Annotated in this window: 19 protein-coding genes; 5 read left to right on the top strand and 14 right to left on the bottom strand. The window is 35.5% G+C overall.

The genetic code is table 11. The annotated features are described in order from the left end of the window. The first annotated feature begins 143 nt into the window (after window positions 1-143). On the top strand, window positions 144-662 hold the full coding sequence (locus tag MHH71_RS23240; RefSeq protein WP_003199975.1) for a DUF309 domain-containing protein: 519 nt from the start codon (window positions 144-146) through the stop codon (window positions 660-662). A 20-nt stretch (window positions 663-682) separates the two neighbouring features. Here MHH71_RS23240 and MHH71_RS23235 read toward each other — a convergent pair whose 3' ends face one another. Further along, window positions 683-1,048, bottom strand: a complete 366-nt coding sequence (locus MHH71_RS23235) for a GNAT family N-acetyltransferase (RefSeq protein WP_006095861.1) — start codon at window positions 1,046-1,048, stop codon at window positions 683-685. Between the two features lie 585 nt (window positions 1,049-1,633). Continuing rightward, entirely contained in the window at window positions 1,634-2,071 is a 438-nt protein-coding gene (locus MHH71_RS23230) for a peptidylprolyl isomerase (RefSeq protein ID WP_033799083.1), read from the bottom strand. A 187-nt stretch (window positions 2,072-2,258) separates the two neighbouring features. On the opposite strand from MHH71_RS23230, the gene MHH71_RS23225 reads away from it, so the two are divergent. Further along, complete coding sequence (locus tag MHH71_RS23225; protein ID WP_006095863.1) at window positions 2,259-3,125, top strand: DUF1002 domain-containing protein; 867 nt, start codon at window positions 2,259-2,261, stop codon at window positions 3,123-3,125. A gap of 223 nt (window positions 3,126-3,348) precedes the next feature. On the opposite strand, the gene MHH71_RS23220 is transcribed toward MHH71_RS23225, so the two are convergent. The 12 genes from MHH71_RS23220 to MHH71_RS23165 all read right to left on the bottom strand — a co-directional run bounded on the left by MHH71_RS23220 (window position 3,349) and on the right by MHH71_RS23165 (window position 12,498). After that, window positions 3,349-4,152, bottom strand: a complete 804-nt coding sequence (locus MHH71_RS23220) for a Cof-type HAD-IIB family hydrolase (protein ID WP_006095864.1) — start codon at window positions 4,150-4,152, stop codon at window positions 3,349-3,351. Between the two features lie 97 nt (window positions 4,153-4,249). Further along, the gene (locus tag MHH71_RS23215; protein WP_018766088.1) at window positions 4,250-5,722 is read right to left on the bottom strand and encodes a spore germination protein; all 1,473 of its coding nucleotides are present in this window, start codon (window positions 5,720-5,722) and stop codon (window positions 4,250-4,252) included. Then, window positions 5,700-6,278, bottom strand: coding sequence for a stage V sporulation protein AE (locus MHH71_RS23210; protein WP_026008598.1), 579 nt, complete (start codon window positions 6,276-6,278; stop codon window positions 5,700-5,702). Before MHH71_RS23210 ends, MHH71_RS23215 begins: the two co-directional genes overlap by 23 nt. A gap of 5 nt (window positions 6,279-6,283) precedes the next feature. Continuing rightward, window positions 6,284-6,634: a stage V sporulation protein AE gene (spoVAE, locus tag MHH71_RS23205; RefSeq protein ID WP_006095866.1), complete on the bottom strand. Its 351-nt coding sequence runs from the start codon at window positions 6,632-6,634 to the stop codon at window positions 6,284-6,286. Between the two features lie 3 nt (window positions 6,635-6,637). Beyond that, the gene (gene spoVAD / locus MHH71_RS23200) at window positions 6,638-7,654 is read right to left on the bottom strand and encodes a stage V sporulation protein AD (protein ID WP_006095867.1); all 1,017 of its coding nucleotides are present in this window, start codon (window positions 7,652-7,654) and stop codon (window positions 6,638-6,640) included. Window positions 7,655-7,666: 12 nt separating this feature from the next. Next, on the bottom strand, window positions 7,667-8,125 hold the full coding sequence (spoVAC, locus tag MHH71_RS23195) for a stage V sporulation protein AC (protein WP_006095868.1): 459 nt from the start codon (window positions 8,123-8,125) through the stop codon (window positions 7,667-7,669). Between the two features lie 11 nt (window positions 8,126-8,136). Then, window positions 8,137-8,553 (bottom strand): stage V sporulation protein AB, encoded by a 417-nt coding sequence (locus MHH71_RS23190; RefSeq protein WP_003200010.1) that lies wholly within the window; start codon window positions 8,551-8,553, stop codon window positions 8,137-8,139. Further along, window positions 8,546-9,166, bottom strand: coding sequence for a stage V sporulation protein AA (locus MHH71_RS23185; protein ID WP_018766089.1), 621 nt, complete (start codon window positions 9,164-9,166; stop codon window positions 8,546-8,548). The genes MHH71_RS23190 and MHH71_RS23185 overlap by 8 nt, the downstream gene beginning before the upstream one ends. A gap of 402 nt (window positions 9,167-9,568) precedes the next feature. Continuing rightward, window positions 9,569-10,327 carry an RNA polymerase sporulation sigma factor SigF gene (sigF, locus tag MHH71_RS23180; RefSeq protein WP_003200028.1) on the bottom strand — a complete coding sequence of 253 codons (759 nt, stop codon included), beginning with the start codon at window positions 10,325-10,327 and terminating at the stop codon, window positions 9,569-9,571. 12 nt (window positions 10,328-10,339) lie between these two features. Next, on the bottom strand, window positions 10,340-10,780 hold the full coding sequence (gene spoIIAB / locus MHH71_RS23175) for an anti-sigma F factor (protein ID WP_006095871.1): 441 nt from the start codon (window positions 10,778-10,780) through the stop codon (window positions 10,340-10,342). Beyond that, window positions 10,781-11,131, bottom strand: coding sequence for an anti-sigma F factor antagonist (spoIIAA, locus tag MHH71_RS23170; protein ID WP_016116162.1), 351 nt, complete (start codon window positions 11,129-11,131; stop codon window positions 10,781-10,783). A 173-nt stretch (window positions 11,132-11,304) separates the two neighbouring features. After that, on the bottom strand, window positions 11,305-12,498 hold the full coding sequence (locus MHH71_RS23165) for a D-alanyl-D-alanine carboxypeptidase family protein (protein WP_033799084.1): 1,194 nt from the start codon (window positions 12,496-12,498) through the stop codon (window positions 11,305-11,307). Window positions 12,499-12,663: 165 nt separating this feature from the next. On the opposite strand from MHH71_RS23165, the gene MHH71_RS23160 reads away from it, so the two are divergent. Genes MHH71_RS23160 through MHH71_RS23150 form a run of 3 tightly spaced genes read left to right on the top strand, consistent with a single transcriptional unit; the run spans window position 12,664 to window position 15,008 of the window. Then, window positions 12,664-13,083 (top strand): GntR family transcriptional regulator, encoded by a 420-nt coding sequence (locus MHH71_RS23160; RefSeq protein ID WP_018766091.1) that lies wholly within the window; start codon window positions 12,664-12,666, stop codon window positions 13,081-13,083. Beyond that, window positions 13,049-13,930 (top strand): ABC transporter ATP-binding protein, encoded by an 882-nt coding sequence (locus MHH71_RS23155; RefSeq protein ID WP_018766092.1) that lies wholly within the window; start codon window positions 13,049-13,051, stop codon window positions 13,928-13,930. Before MHH71_RS23160 ends, MHH71_RS23155 begins: the two co-directional genes overlap by 35 nt. Beyond that, window positions 13,920-15,008, top strand: coding sequence for an ABC transporter permease subunit (locus MHH71_RS23150; protein ID WP_033799085.1), 1,089 nt, complete (start codon window positions 13,920-13,922; stop codon window positions 15,006-15,008). Before MHH71_RS23155 ends, MHH71_RS23150 begins: the two co-directional genes overlap by 11 nt. Window positions 15,009-15,011 lie beyond the last annotated feature (3 nt).

Here is a 15,011-nt window from a genome sequence, read left to right as displayed (position 1 = left end):
GTGAGGTATGGGGCGGGTTGCCCGTAAAAGCCCGATTGGTGAGGGCTGATAATCAGTGTAGATAAAGAAAACTCCATTGATCACATCATAGTTTCACTTTATGATAAACTGTACGTAAGACCGTTTAGACAGGAGCGAAAAGGATGTATCCTACAGCATACATACAATTTTTAATTCATTTTCATGGAGATTATGATTACTTTGAATGTCACGAAGTACTAGAAGAATATTGGAAATTGAAACCACGAGGAGAGCGAGAAAACTACTGGGTTGGTTTTATTCAAATAGCAGTTGCTTTATACCATCACAGACGCTCAAATTGGAATGGTTCAATGCGAATGATGAAAAGCGCCATTGCTATTTTAAAAAAAGAAAGTATACAAGTACACAGATTAGGTCTTGATTACCCAAAACTTTTAACTATATTACAAAAACAATTACAGTCCATTCAATCAAAAGAACCTTTTGCACCTATATTTTTTCCTTTTTCAGATTCCTCTTTAGAAAACACATGCTTACAATTATGTACAGAAAAAATGATTCCTTGGAAAGATGCTCATTCACTACCTACTGAATACATTATCCATAAACACAAATTGCGTGACAGAAATGATGTAATTGCCGAACGAAACGAGCAACTAAAAAAAAGAAAGCAGAGATGACACAAATTCCATCTCTGCTTTTATGAATGTATATTTTGTTCAATTCCCTTACACTTTTCAAAAAAACTAGCTGTTTGTTCGTTTCCACAAATTGTAATACCTTGAAACTTATTTTTTAATTCTTGTACCATCTTTGTACCAATCCCCATGTGACGATGAGATGGATTCACACTAAGATGTTGAATCTGTAATACATTTTCTTCGTTGATAACTCCAACTATCCCAACAAAATCATCATTTTGTTTCCACAAATATAGTTGCCAACTATCATTTTTATCATATTCTTTCATTGTCAATTGTAAAATTTTAACATCTTTTTCAGTCGGCATAAACGAAAGAAGCCCCATTGCAATCTTTTCATAACTTTTTTTAAAACGAATTAACATAAACCTTATCCCTTCTTACAAAAGTTACAAACCATGTATCCCCTCTACCACTATTGCTATATCATCTCCATTTTACAATATTTTCACTATAGTGAGAAGGGCTGCCAAAACAACTTGATAATCATACAAAGAGAATGTAGGAAAGTCAAATGTATAGTAATAAAAGAAATTCTCTCATTGAGAATTTACTTTTCTCAAGCTAATGAATAAACTCCATCTAACTTTTTAGCTTCTCGCATAACGCATTGAACTACAAAACTTATAAACCACGAATAACGAAATAAAACTTTACTGTATCCTATGTATTTTTACAAAAATAGTTCTATCGCTAACAATTTAGTTAGCTATAATAACTTTATCATTTACTCTCTCTTATCATTTACTGCATATTGCCCACAAATTCCTGTTTATAGATTACAACTTTTCTTAATTTAAATTTTTTCTCCGATTGCCACTACAAATATGGAACAAAGCAAAATTTTATACTTACATGTTTTCAATCTTCTCTTAATATCATATAAAGCTTTTGAATGATGATTATTTAACAGTAAAAAAATAAAAAGAGAGCACTTTGCTCTCTTCAATTTATTCTTCCCAAACTTTAACTTCTTTCATTACATCGCCTTGACGCATGTTTAATACTGTTTCAATACCGCTTGTCGCTTTACCAAATACAGTATGTACACCATCTAAATGTGGTTGTGGCTCATGAACGATGAAGAATTGGCTACCACCTGTATTACGGCCAGCATGTGCCATAGAAAGTGATCCAACTACATGTCTATGCGGATTCCCTTCAGTTTCACATGGAATAGAGTAACCAGGACCGCCTGCACCTGTTCCTGTTGGGTCTCCACCTTGGCTTACGAAACCAGGAATAACGCGGTGGAATGTAACACCATTATAGAACCCTTGATCTGCTAATTTTTTGAAATTTTCAACTGTTTTCGGTGCTTCTTCTGAGAAAAATTCTAATTCAATTTTTTCACCATTCTCCATTAATATGTATCCTAAAGTTTTCATACGTATATGTCTCCTTTCAACTATCTCAGCACTATATTACCATATTCGTGCTCAGAAACAAAAAGAATCCGACAATCTGTATACTTCTTTTTTAAAATCAGCAAGAAGACGGATGACAAATTTTAAAAATATACTATAATTACTGTGTTGCCCGCAAATTTCAGAAAGAGAAAGGGAGCGATTTTTCGTGAAAACGAAACTATTAGCTTTGCTACTAGCTGTTACGGTGTTTATGATCCCAACAGCTTCATTTGCAGACGTGATTGAGGGAGAATCAATCGTTACATTAGGAGAAAATTTATCTGAACAACAAAAACAAGATCTTTTAAAAGAAATGAAAGCGCCAAAAGATGCGCAAATTATTACTGTATCTAATGCGGAAGAACATAAATTTTTAGAGGGTATTGTTCCAAAAGCACAAATTGGTACGAGAGCTATTTCCTCTTCTATAATTACGTATACAAAACCAGGATCAGGTCTTATTGTGCGAGCGAAAAACATTAATTGGGTAACAGATGCAATGTATACAAACGCACTCATCACAGCAGGTGTTAAAGATGCAGAGATCCAAATCACGGCACCATTTAAAGTATCAGGAACAGCTGCTTTAACAGGATTAATGAAGGCTTACGAAACAACATCGAAAAAAGAAATTCCTGAAGAAGTAAAAAAAGTAGCCAACGAAGAAATGGTACAAACAGCGAAACTTGGTGACAAAATTGGTGACGAAAAAGCTGTTCAACTTGTTGCGAAAGTAAAAGAAGAAATTGCTAAAGAACAGCCAAAAACAACAGAAGATTTACGTGCGCTAATTAAAAAAATTGCTGATCAACTTGGTATTACACTAACAGATGAGCAATTAGATAGCTTAGTTTCATTATTTGATAAAATGAAAAATTTAAATATTGACTGGAACCAAGTTGGTAGCCAATTAAATAAAGCGAAAGAACATGTTTCAGCATTTTTAGGATCTGAAGAAGGACAAGGCTTCCTAGATAAAGTAAAAGATTTCTTCTCTAGTATCATTGATTTTATTAAATCATTATTTAAGTAATAAAAAGCTCGTCATTGACGAGCTTTTTATTATATAAATCCAAATTAAAAAACCGACATAAAATCTTTCTTTTTAGGTGGAAGAGAGCATCTGGCCGTGCATAGAAGCGGTCAGATCCTCTTCCTGCCCCATACCAAGTGAAAACAAAGAGAGAAAACGAGTGCATGTCACCTTTTGTTTTTCATAGCAGCTTATATGTGAAAAATCAAAATGAATTTATCTATTATATAAGCAACGGTAATTTCATAATCGCTTCCTCTACAGAACGAACAACATGACATGCCTTTTCCTTCACATATGGATGTGCATGATGAAGAGTAAAAGAATGCGGTGTTACTTCAAACATAGAAATGTCATTAAAAGAATCACCAATACATGCTACTTCATGCGCTTCAATTTTCAAATGCTCCATCAAACGTTTTAAAGCACTTCCTTTACTAACCCCCATTGGCATAATATCTACATATCCTTTTCCAGAAATAAAAATTTCAGCGTGCTCATGAAAAGTGTCTCTTAGCTCTTGATCCAATGTCACAATCTTTTCTGCTTCTCCATACACAAACAACTTTGCAGGATGGATTGTTTTACCAAATTCCTCCTCTAATGTTTCTATTTCAGCAATATGCACACCCATATATTCTTCAAAAACATAATGATGTTCATTTTTCTTTTTCGTATATCTCTGCTCTTTTGCACACACAATATCAGCTAGCCTTTTTTCATGTATATATTGATATATTTCCTGGGCAACTCCATCATTGAATTTCGATTCATGGAATATTTGTCCGTTTGGTAATAGCATCGTAGCACCATTTAATCCTGTCGTGTAATATGGAAATGAGAATTGCCTAACTGCATCATGAATTCGATGCGTAAAACGACCAGAAGCAAAGCAAATATTTGTCCCTTTTTCCGCTAACCAACAAAGTGCTTTTTCATCTTCCTTATGAATATTGCTTACATTATAAAAAAGTGTATCATCTAAATCACTTACAAATAATTTAATCATGCCCTCTTCCCCTTTCATACACAATGTCTACTCTAAGTGTACGAAAAAAATGTTGTGATTTTGTTAAAATACGTTAAATTTCTAATAAAAAATAAGCAGGAAGATTGATTCCTGCTTATTTTTGTCTACGTATATTTTGTGGATGTACAATGCTTGGGCGTACTTTTAAACTAGACATGGCCGGGCGTAATAATATTGTTTTTAATGCCCCCCAGTCAAATGGCAAAAACGGCCATAAATATGGTGTTTGTAAACTTTTGATAGACGTTAAAAATAAAATTAACATCGTCATGCCAATTATAAATCCTATCTCATGGAACAAACCAGTTAAAATAATGACAAATAATTTTCCAAGTTTGTTTCCAAGTCCTAATTCATAACTTGGTGTTGCATATATTCCAATCATTGAAACCGCTGTATATAAAATAACTTCTGGAACAAATAACCCAACGTCAATTGCAATTTGCCCAATTAAAATCGCTGAAATTAATCCGGTAGCTGATGATAAGGGAGTTGGTGTATGAATCGATGCCATTCGCAAAAACTCAAGTCCAATATCGGCCATAATTATTTGTAATATAATAGGGAGATGGGTCATTTTATTTGGTCCAATGAAAGCAAGTTTCTCTGGTAACAACGTTGGATCGAACACAAAAACGAGCCAAAACGGCAATAAAAACACAGAAAATATAATACCTACAAAACGAACCCATCGTAAAAATGTACCCACTGCCGGGTTTTGTCTAAACTCTTCTGCGTGCTGCACATGATGAAAATAAGTTGTTGGTGTAATCATTACACTTGGAGATGTATCAACAATAATTAATACATGCCCTTCTAATAAATGATTTGCCGCTACATCTGGTCTTTCTGTATAACGAATAAGAGGGAAAGGGTTATAACCCTGCTTCACTAAAAATTCTTCAATCGTTTTGTCAGCCATTGTAATTCCATCTACTTCAATACTTTCTAGTTCTTGCTTAATGATTTTTACCAAATCTGGATTCGCAACGTCCTGAACATAGGTAATACAAATATCCGTTTGTGACCGATCCCCAACCCGGATAATTTCGTTTCGAAGGCGCGGATCGCGAATACGCCTTCTTATTAGTCCTGTATTTACAATGATATTTTCTACAAAACCATCTCTTGCCCCGCGCACTACTTTTTCTGTATCTGGTTCTGTTGGTGTTCGTCCTGGATAACTACGAACATCGATTGCAAAGGCCTCTGTTTCACCTTCCACAAAGATAATAACAAGTCCCGATAATACTTGTAGCATTACCTCATCCATCGTTTTTACTTTACTTACTTGTTGATGGATAAGGCGATTTTCTAAAAGCTTAACTGTATCTTCTTCAACATCTCTTATTTCATTTGTATCTACTGCTTCTTCCAAAATGTGAATGAGGTAATTTGTATCACACAATCCATTTACAAATAATACACCGATTTCTTTATCAAGAATTTGAAACTTACGAATCCCGACATCAAATGTGACGCCAAGCCCAACTGTTTGTTTTAAATAATTTTCATTATCACTCAAGAAGGAAGAAATCGGAATATTAACTTTCTTCTGTTTCGTCATAAAACCCACTTCTTTCTAAAATTAATTGAATTGCTTTTTTGGTAATTGGTGATCCTCGCTCCCACTCATCATTTCCACACATTTTCCCTATATCACCAATTCCAACAATTACAGGCACATTTAATGCATCTAAACAATAAATCGTATCCCCATTAATTCTCCCAATTTCACCATCAGGAAGTCCAAATTTATCAACACCGTATTCTGTTAATCTGCCTTCTCGATCTACGCTGACATCTACACGCGCCCACTCCCAATGATGTGTATTAGATGCAACAGCTAAAATGCCAAGAACATCAATTTGTTTATGCATTGCCACATATTTTAACGCTTTTTCACCTGAACCTTCTCCTATAAATCCACTATCATCAAACATGACAAATACAGGGTCATATGGCGTTTGCATAATTAGCTCCACAATCTTTTTCCCTGTCAATTTCGTCGGATTACTTTGCGATGCTGAAATACACCTTCCGCCAAACTCCTTTGTTAACAGCTCAATTGCTCGCTTTGCATATTCATCTCCATCTGTCACCAAAATAACCCTTCGTCTCATTTGATTTATCCTTTCGGTTTACATATAAGTGCTACAAAAAATGCAAATAATATCGATGCTGAAATACCTGAAGAAGTCAAACTAAACATACCAATTCCAATTCCTAAGTAACCATGTTTTTCAGCCGCCTCTAGTGCTCCATGCAAAAGGGAATGTCCAAAGCTCGTTATCGGAACAGTTGCTCCAGCACCTGCAAATTTTATGAGCTTATCATATAGTCCAAAGCTATCTAAAACCGCTCCAATTACTACAAAAGTTGCCATCAAATGTGCAGGAGTTAATTTAGCAAAATCCAATAAAAGCTGTCCTACTACACAGATAGCTCCCCCAACGATGAACGCGTATACAAAATCCACAATTCACACCCCTTTTATCCTTTCAAATACAACGCCGTGTGCAATTGTCGGAATCGTTTCTTTTTGTTGTATCATAATCGGGCTTAACAACGCTCCTGTTGCAACTACAAAAATACGCTGTAAGTTTCCTTTTTTCATTTCTTGTAGTAAATGACCGTATGTTACAACTGCCGAACAGGCACAACCGCTTCCACCTGCAAAAACCTCTTCTTGATCCTTGTTATAAATCATTAATCCGCAGTCATTATATACATTTCCTAAGTCATACCCTTCCTCAAGTAAAAGTTGCTTCGTAATTGGTGCCCCAACACCTGATAAATCCCCTGTAACGATAAGATCATAATCAGCTGCACTTCTCCCTAAATCTTCAAAGTGCTGTTGAATCGTATGGGCAGCAGCAGGTGCCATTGCTGATCCCATATCAAAAGGATCTGTAATTCCTAAATCTTGCACTTTTCCAATGGTTGCAGCCGTTATTTTAATATTGCTCTGTTCTTTACTAATTAAAGCCGTCCCTGCCCCTGTAACAGTTGAAGTTGCTGAACCAGGTCTTTGCCCCCCGTATTCTGTCGGATAACGAAACTGCCGTTCTGCAGTTGCATTATGACTACTAACCGTAGCTATCACACGATTAGCAAAACCTCCATCAATAAAGGCCGATCCAATCGCTAGTGTCTCCATTGATGTTGCACAAGCGCTGAACATTCCTAAAAAAGGAATCCCAAGCTCCCTCGCCACATAATTTGCTGTAACGGTTTGGTTTAATAAATCTCCCGCTAAAAAAAAATCAATTTGCGAAGGCTTTATATCCCCCTTTTGTATGACCTGCTGAATTGAATCATTCATCAATCTTCTTTCAGCAAGCTCCCAATTTTCTTCCTCACAATGCAAATCATCATATGAAATATCAAAACACTTTCCAAGAGGACCTTCCGCTTCTTTTGGACCGACAGCAGTACCTGTTGCATTCACAAATATATTATTTTGAAATACCCATGTTTGCTTCCCTGTCAATCTCATATCTAATCTCCTTTAAGACAACCAAAGTTTAAACGTATATCGAATTAGACCAACAATGTATGCTCCAACAACTCCAAATACAATTACACTTCCAGCAAGCTTAAACATATTTGTAGCAACTCCGAGTACAATTCCCTCACTACGGTGCTCCATTGCCGCACTTGCCATTGAATTTGCAAATCCAGTAACAGGAACTGCTGAACCAGCCCCTCCGAATTGACCGATTTTATCATATACACCAAATCCAGTTAATATGACTGATAATAATACAAGTGTTGCTATCGTAGGATTTCCCGCATTTTGCTCATTAAAGTGAAAATAATACATATAAAATTTCATCAAGCATTCACCTACTGTACAAATCAGTCCACCTACAACAAAAGCTTTTACACAATTCATCACATAATTTGGCTTTGGATGATAATTTTTTACTTTATTTATGTAATCATCTTTTAATTTATTTTGGGCCATCTTGATACCTCCTATCTTGCAAAATAAATCCAATGAAATAAAGAGCCCATTACCTTTCCAAGTACAAGTGCAACGAGTAGAATGACAATTTTCCCATCTACGCCTACTCGTTTTGCTAATATAGGTAAAACATTCAATACCTCTGTCAAAGCCGCAGCAAGCATACCAATAAATGTTCCACAAAATAAGCCAAGTAAAACGAGCCAATACTGAGATGTTTGAAAGGTTATATCTCTTAAACTGCACCATGCTCCGGCCAAAGAACCACCAATTACGGCCCACTCAAAAAATTGAACCCGATGGCCACTCCTTGTTAACTGGGCTAAACGTGGGATTACACCAAGCACAGCTAAAAATGCCACATATCCCCCTCCAACTGCGATCCCACCAGCAAGCCCAATTACTATGACTACTCCATACTCAATCATCTGCGATTTGTTTTGCACTCTCTTTATTTTCATTGATCATGACATATTGATCGAGTGACTGTTGATACTGGAACATTTCCACTTCTAACGGACTTGGCTCTTCATTAATTCGTTTTTGAAACACATGATTAAAAAATAAGACCATCCCTAATCCCAGTCCTAAAGAATACGGAATTTGAAACAGGAGCGGTTTATAGTTGATTTCTCCCGTAATCATGTAATATAAGCGCCAGTGTACTTGCTGCATACTTACATCTTCATGAAAATAAATAATCGCAAGAGCCGCACCGACAAAAAGTAACATCCAAACCAATCCAAAGAAAATGGGGTGTACTTTCTTTTTTTCATAGACGATTTCTACAAGTGTTTGCCCAGGACCAAATAAATTAATTTGTATATGCTGCGTAGTTTGTTGAATCACTTGAATGATTTTCATCGCATCAATTACAACATGTGTTTTATCACGTTTTGTGATTTTATAGACAAGTTGCTTTTTTATTTTTTCTACTAAGCCAGAATCCCCAATTACTTGTGCAATATCTTCAATCTTCACCTCATATGAAGGGGATACTTGCAGACGATTTCGCATTTTGAGATAGATTGTTCGCTCCACTCCATTCACCTCTTTACTATTCCTCGTAGTTGTAGTATGGTTTCTGGAAAATTTTCTAATACAACTTTTTTTATAAAATGGAACTTTGCACGTTGGATTTTTAATGAATAATCACTCGGTGAATAAAGTAACTGTATTTTTTTAGAAGCGTTATTTTCATATTTTGAACTTTCAAGTGAGGTTTATTAAGGTTTCCTTTCCCCTCTATGACAAGTTTATACTTGAATTACATTCCTAATTTACATAATTATCAATAAATTACATAAATACTTCTGGGTGAATGAAATTTCTTGATTTTGGAAAGGATAACAACAGTAACATAAGATGCGATTTTTTCTTCTTCTCAATCTTATTTGAACTATCACTGGTTTCTAGTTCAAAGCAAAAAAATCGAATAGATGGCTATTCATCTATTCGATCTTTCATCTGTTTTAATATTTTCTTTTCAAGCCTTGATACTTGGACTTGTGAAATTCCAATTCGCTCTGCTACTTCTGATTGAGTTTGATCTTTATAATAGCGCAAATATACAATTAAGCGTTCACGCTCATCCAGTTCTCTAATTGCCTCTTTTAAAGCGATTTTATCAAACCATTTCGTTTCTGTTTGATCCGCGATTTGATCTAGTATCGTAATAGGATCTCCATCATTTTCATAAACTGTTTCATGTATGGATGATGGTGTGCGACTCGCTTCTTGCGCAAGAACAACTTCTTCTGGTGTCAACTCAAGCGCTTCTGCTACCTCATTAATCGTTGGAGCTCTTCCATATTCTTTAGAAAGCTCATCTTTCATCTTTCGAATCTTATTTCCAGTCTCCTTTAAAGAACGACTTACTTTCACGGATCCATCATCACGCAAAAATCGCTGTATTTCTCCAATAATCATTGGAACTGCATAGGTTGAGAATTTCACGTCGAATGACAAATCAAATTTGTCTACCGATTTCAAGAGTCCAATACAGCCAATTTGAAATAAATCATCTGGTTCATATCCTCGATTGAGGAAACGTTGCACAACTGACCATACAAGACGCATATTACTTTGGACTATTGTATCTCTTGCTTGTTGGTCTCCATCTTGACTTTTTTGAATTAACGCTTTTAACTCGTGGTCCTTTAACTGAGGTTTCTTCTTCTCATTTCTGACCTCAATGTCCATAGGCAATTCTCCTTAATTGCATAGAGCGTTACTATTTGATAAGTATTTTGTCAAATGGATTGTTGTCCCGAAAGATTCATTTGAAATAACTTCTACTTCATCCATAAAATTTTCCATGATAGTAAATCCCATTCCGGAACGCTCTAATTCAGGTTTAGTTGTAAAAAGAGGTTGCCTTGCCTCATCTAAATTAAAAATGCCAACCCCTTCATCTCGAATCGTGAGTTTCACCATTGCTTCTTCCAAAATCACTGAAATGTAAACAACACCTTCTGCATTCCCTTCATACCCATGAATAATTGCATTTGTGACTGCTTCAGACACAACTGTTTTTATCTCTGTCAATTCCTCCATCGTTGGATCCAATTGTGCAATAAAAGCAGCAACTGTGACGCGAGCGAACGATTCATTTTGACTTAATGCTGAAAATTGAAGGTTCATTTTATTTCTCATTTATGCCACCCCCAATGTCGCGAGCGCATGCGCTTCACTTTCTTCTAAGCGAATGATTTTAAACAGACCTGACATTTCAAATAAACGCTTTACAGGAGGTGAGATTGCACAAACGACCATCTCCCCTCCTAAACCTTTAACATGCTTATATCTGCCTAATATAACACCAAGACCAGAACTGTCCATAAATGTTAGTTTTTCTAAACTTAGTACAATATGATGAACGCGATGCGTCTCAATCATATCCGTTACTTTTGCTCGCAACTCTTCAGCAGTATGATGATCTAATTCACCCGCTAGCCGAACACATAAGACATCACGCTTTACTTCTAAATGCATGGAAAGACTCACACGATTTCCTCCTTATGCTTAAACTTGACTCATTTACATAAGGTTTTCGTGAACATAAAATAAGAATCCTTCCTACTGACAAAAGAAGTACTATTTCGTCATAATGTGAATCTTTCAGCAATTATTCTACCTTTTTCATGCATGAGGGTAAGAAAGTAGTAATACCTTTGCTTCTATTTCGATGTTGAAAACATCCCTAAACTTCTTTTAAATAGTTCCCACCAGCTCGCTGCAGCAACATCTTCTTTCGCTACAATCGTTTGCTTTAATAAAACATTTTTATCTTTTTTTATAACAAGTGTACCGAGTGCATCACCTTTTTTAATTGGTGCTTTTACTTTCTTTTCAGCGATAACTTCCTGTTTTACCTTGTCCATATTCTCGCCTTTTTTCATCAGAAGAGATACGTTATCCGATGAAACTAAATCTACCTTTTCTTTCTTCCCTTTTCCTACTTTTACTGTTTGAATTTTTTCACCACGTTTATACAATTTTTTCGTTGTATATTGTCCAAATGCATAATCAAGGAGCTTTGTTACCTGGTTGTTACGTTCTTTTGATGTTGGCGCTCCCATGACAACAGAAATGACACGCATGCCATTTTTTTCAGCTGATGCTGTTAAACAATATTTTGCTTCTGTTGTAAAACCTGTTTTCACCCCATCCACCCCAGGATAAAAACGAACTAATTTATTCGTATTCACAAGCCAAAACTTTTTCTCTGTATTTTCACGTAAGTAATCTTCATACTTTCCTGTATATTTTCGAATGAGTGGATATTTCATCAACTCTTTCGCCATAATTGACATATCATATGCTGTTGAATAATGGTCTTTCGCTGGAAGACCCGTTGGATTTTGAAAATGTGTATTTTTCAATCCTAAATCCTTTGCTTTTTTATTCATCATGTTTACAAAGCCTTCTTCTGAACCAGCGATATGCTCAGCAACCGCAACAGATGCATCATTTCCCGATGCAATTGCAATCCCTTTTAGCATTTCATTCACTGTCATCTCTTCACCCGGCTCAAGAAAGATTTGTGAACCACCCATTGAAGCTGCATGTTCACTTGCTCTGACTTTATCCTCTAGTTTTAGTTTTCCCTTTTCAACTTGTTCCATGATAAGCAACATTGTCATAATCTTTGTCATACTAGCAGGCGGCAGTTTTTCATTTGGACTTTTCTCAAATAAGACTTTACCTGTATCTTGCTCAATAACAATTGCTGACGATGCTTCCTCCGCTAACTTCGGTGTCTTTTCTACTTCTGTTTTCTCAGACTGCGCTTTCTCAGATTGTGCAAAGCCAACTGAAACACTAGAAAATAGCAACATGAAACAAACAAGTATTCCAAAAACTCGCTTCATGACTAACCCTCCATTCTATATCAAACCTATTTTTTCCAAACAATATGTTTTTATACCATATTTTTCTATAAATTTGTGTTGACAAACAAATCTATCATATATATTGTATTAAGTGTATTACATCTAGTAGTACACTTAAATTTCATCAGGAAGGAGACATTGCTCTTGCACATTCAACTTGATCCAAGAAGCAGCACTCCGATATGGGAACAAATTGTTCAAAGTATAAAAGAACTCGTACTAAAAAGCATGTTAGCACCAAACGATAAACTACCATCTGTACGTGAACTTGCTTCACTTCTTGTCATTAATCCGAATACAGTAAGCAAAGCGTACCAAGAATTAGAACGACAAGGAATTATTGAAACACTGCGAGGAAAAGGTACATTTGTCTCTCAATCGATTACACCGACATGGGATGAAAGGAAAATTGCTATGGTCCAAAAACAATTTCACCAACTATTACTAGAAGCTTCTTATCTTGGAATTACGAAAGAAAAAATTCACGACTGGATAGACTCATACTATAAAGAACTGGGAGGGAATACAGATGCTAAAAGTGACGAACATCAAAAAAACAATTGATAACCAAGTCATTTTAGACAATATTTCTTTCACATTACAAAAAGGAAGTATTGTTGGATTACTCGGAAGGAACGGTGCGGGGAAAACCACTTTACTTCGGACGCTTGTTGGGATTTTAGATCCGGATGACGGAACTGTTACATATGATGATATGGATGTTCATAAACATCCAGAAATTAAGCAGAAGGTAGCTTATGTACCGGATTCTACTAATATATTAAGTGGATATACAGTAAAAGAAATTGCGAAGTTTTATAAGACTGTTTATACAAACTTTAATGAAGAATATTTTTATCAGCTGCTAGGGCGCTTCAATCTACCTGAAAAACGCATTCGTAGCTACTCACGCGGTATGAAAGCACTTCTTGCTATTATTTTAGCTTTTTGTACAGGTGTAGAATACATTATTTTAGATGAACCAACCAATGGACTTGATCCAATTGTAAAAAGACAATTTTTGCAATTTTTAATTGAAGAAGTGGCAGAACGGGAGATTACCATTCTCATTTCTACTCATCATTTAGATGAAGTGGAAAAAATTGCAGACACGGTTATTATTTTAAAAAATCATACGATTGCTTCGATTACAGCGTTAGAAGATACAAAATCTCGCTACGCAAAAATACAAGTTGCCTACGAACGTTCATTGCCGCAAAAACTAGAAAATTTAAATAATATAAAAATATTAAATCAAACAGGAAAAGTATATACCATTTTAATTGAAAGCAATGTAGCAATTACGTTAGAAAAATTCCATAAAGAGCAACCTCTGTTACTAGAAGAATTACAAATGTCACTCGAAGATATATTTGTCACAACATTTGAGGAGGATTCGCATGTTTCATAAAGCTTTATGGATACGACAATGGAAACAGGGGAAATATATTGTTTTATTGTTTTGGTTAATTAGTTTGTATCAGCTACCTTATAAATATTATCAAGCAGCACAAATGGAGATAAACCAATCAAAAATGAAGCTTGATGACTATACGTATTACTACTCCTACTATTTTCAGACATCTGATGGTGCCGTCCTCTTTCAAGGAGCTGCTCTTATTGCACTTGCTTGTCTTTTAATTGGGTGGGAACGTAACAATCAATCAACCGATTTTCTATTCTCGATGCCTTTTAAACGAAAAGATATTTTTTTAACAAAATGGTTGCTTGGCGTTTTGAATATTATTACAGTGCAAATTGTTTGCTGGATTAGCATGTACGGAATAAAAAACATGTCGTTTCACAATGAGTATCAAATCTTTACTCCGTTCCATAGTTACTTTTTATATGCTACGGTTGTACTCATTGCTATTTATACATTCACCTTATTTATCGGAACCATTACTGGACATATTTTCTCGCAAAGTAGCTTAACAGCAATTTTATTATTTTTACCATACGGTTCCGTATTATTAATTTCTGGATTCATTTATACCCATACACAATGGTCTTTAGAGGCAATGGGAGAAATAGAGCGACATACTCATGAGTACTTACAACATGTAGGCATCATTTCACCATTAGAATCTTTTTCAATTACTTTTGATTACCACCCGATAGAAACATTTGATGACCAAGGAAATAAACTTTCTAGTGTCCCACAGGACGATCCAATGGAACATACTTCTATCCCTTCTCCTTGGACACTATTAACGCCATTTACTTACATTATTACCTTGTTACCGATCGCAACTTTTCTGTACACACGTACACCTAACGAACAAAACGGAAAAATACTATTGTTCCCTAAGTTACAAAAGTGGTTCATGCTTTGCACTGTTCTATGCTTCGGACTGCTTGGCGGTAGAATATTAGGAGGACGAGATGCACTCCTTTCTTATTATATTGGATTTTTCCTAGCTGCTATCATTAGTTACTTTGTGTTTACACGTCTATTAAAATTGAAGTTTTCTTTTGGAGGAAAATAAGTA

It is taken from the genome of Bacillus sp. FSL H8-0534, from assembly GCF_038005885.1.
Taxonomy (GTDB): Bacteria; Bacillota; Bacilli; order Bacillales; family Bacillaceae_G; genus Bacillus_A; species Bacillus_A pseudomycoides.
This window is presented reverse-complemented; position numbering and strand designations above follow the sequence as displayed.

Excerpts from the sequence above, each read along its gene's own strand:
- MHH71_RS23240 (WP_003199975.1), top strand. The coding sequence starts at position 144 with ATGTATCCTACAGCATACATACAATTTTTAATTCATTTTCATGGAGAT.
- MHH71_RS23235 (WP_006095861.1), bottom strand. The coding sequence starts at position 1,048 with ATGTTAATTCGTTTTAAAAAAAGTTATGAAAAGATTGCAATGGGGCTT.
- MHH71_RS23230 (WP_033799083.1), bottom strand. The coding sequence starts at position 2,071 with ATGAAAACTTTAGGATACATATTAATGGAGAATGGTGAAAAAATTGAA.
- MHH71_RS23220 (WP_006095864.1), bottom strand. The coding sequence starts at position 4,152 with ATGAAAGGGGAAGAGGGCATGATTAAATTATTTGTAAGTGATTTAGAT.
- MHH71_RS23215 (WP_018766088.1), bottom strand. The coding sequence starts at position 5,722 with ATGACGAAACAGAAGAAAGTTAATATTCCGATTTCTTCCTTCTTGAGT.
- MHH71_RS23210 (WP_026008598.1), bottom strand. The coding sequence starts at position 6,278 with ATGAGACGAAGGGTTATTTTGGTGACAGATGGAGATGAATATGCAAAG.
- spoVAD (WP_006095867.1), bottom strand. The coding sequence starts at position 7,654 with ATGAGATTGACAGGGAAGCAAACATGGGTATTTCAAAATAATATATTT.
- spoVAC (WP_006095868.1), bottom strand. The coding sequence starts at position 8,125 with ATGGCCCAAAATAAATTAAAAGATGATTACATAAATAAAGTAAAAAAT.
- MHH71_RS23190 (WP_003200010.1), bottom strand. The coding sequence starts at position 8,553 with ATGATTGAGTATGGAGTAGTCATAGTAATTGGGCTTGCTGGTGGGATC.
- sigF (WP_003200028.1), bottom strand. The coding sequence starts at position 10,327 with ATGGACATTGAGGTCAGAAATGAGAAGAAGAAACCTCAGTTAAAGGAC.
- spoIIAB (WP_006095871.1), bottom strand. The coding sequence starts at position 10,780 with ATGAGAAATAAAATGAACCTTCAATTTTCAGCATTAAGTCAAAATGAA.
- MHH71_RS23165 (WP_033799084.1), bottom strand. The coding sequence starts at position 12,498 with ATGAAGCGAGTTTTTGGAATACTTGTTTGTTTCATGTTGCTATTTTCT.
- MHH71_RS23155 (WP_018766092.1), top strand. The coding sequence starts at position 13,049 with ATGCTAAAAGTGACGAACATCAAAAAAACAATTGATAACCAAGTCATT.
- MHH71_RS23150 (WP_033799085.1), top strand. The coding sequence starts at position 13,920 with ATGTTTCATAAAGCTTTATGGATACGACAATGGAAACAGGGGAAATAT.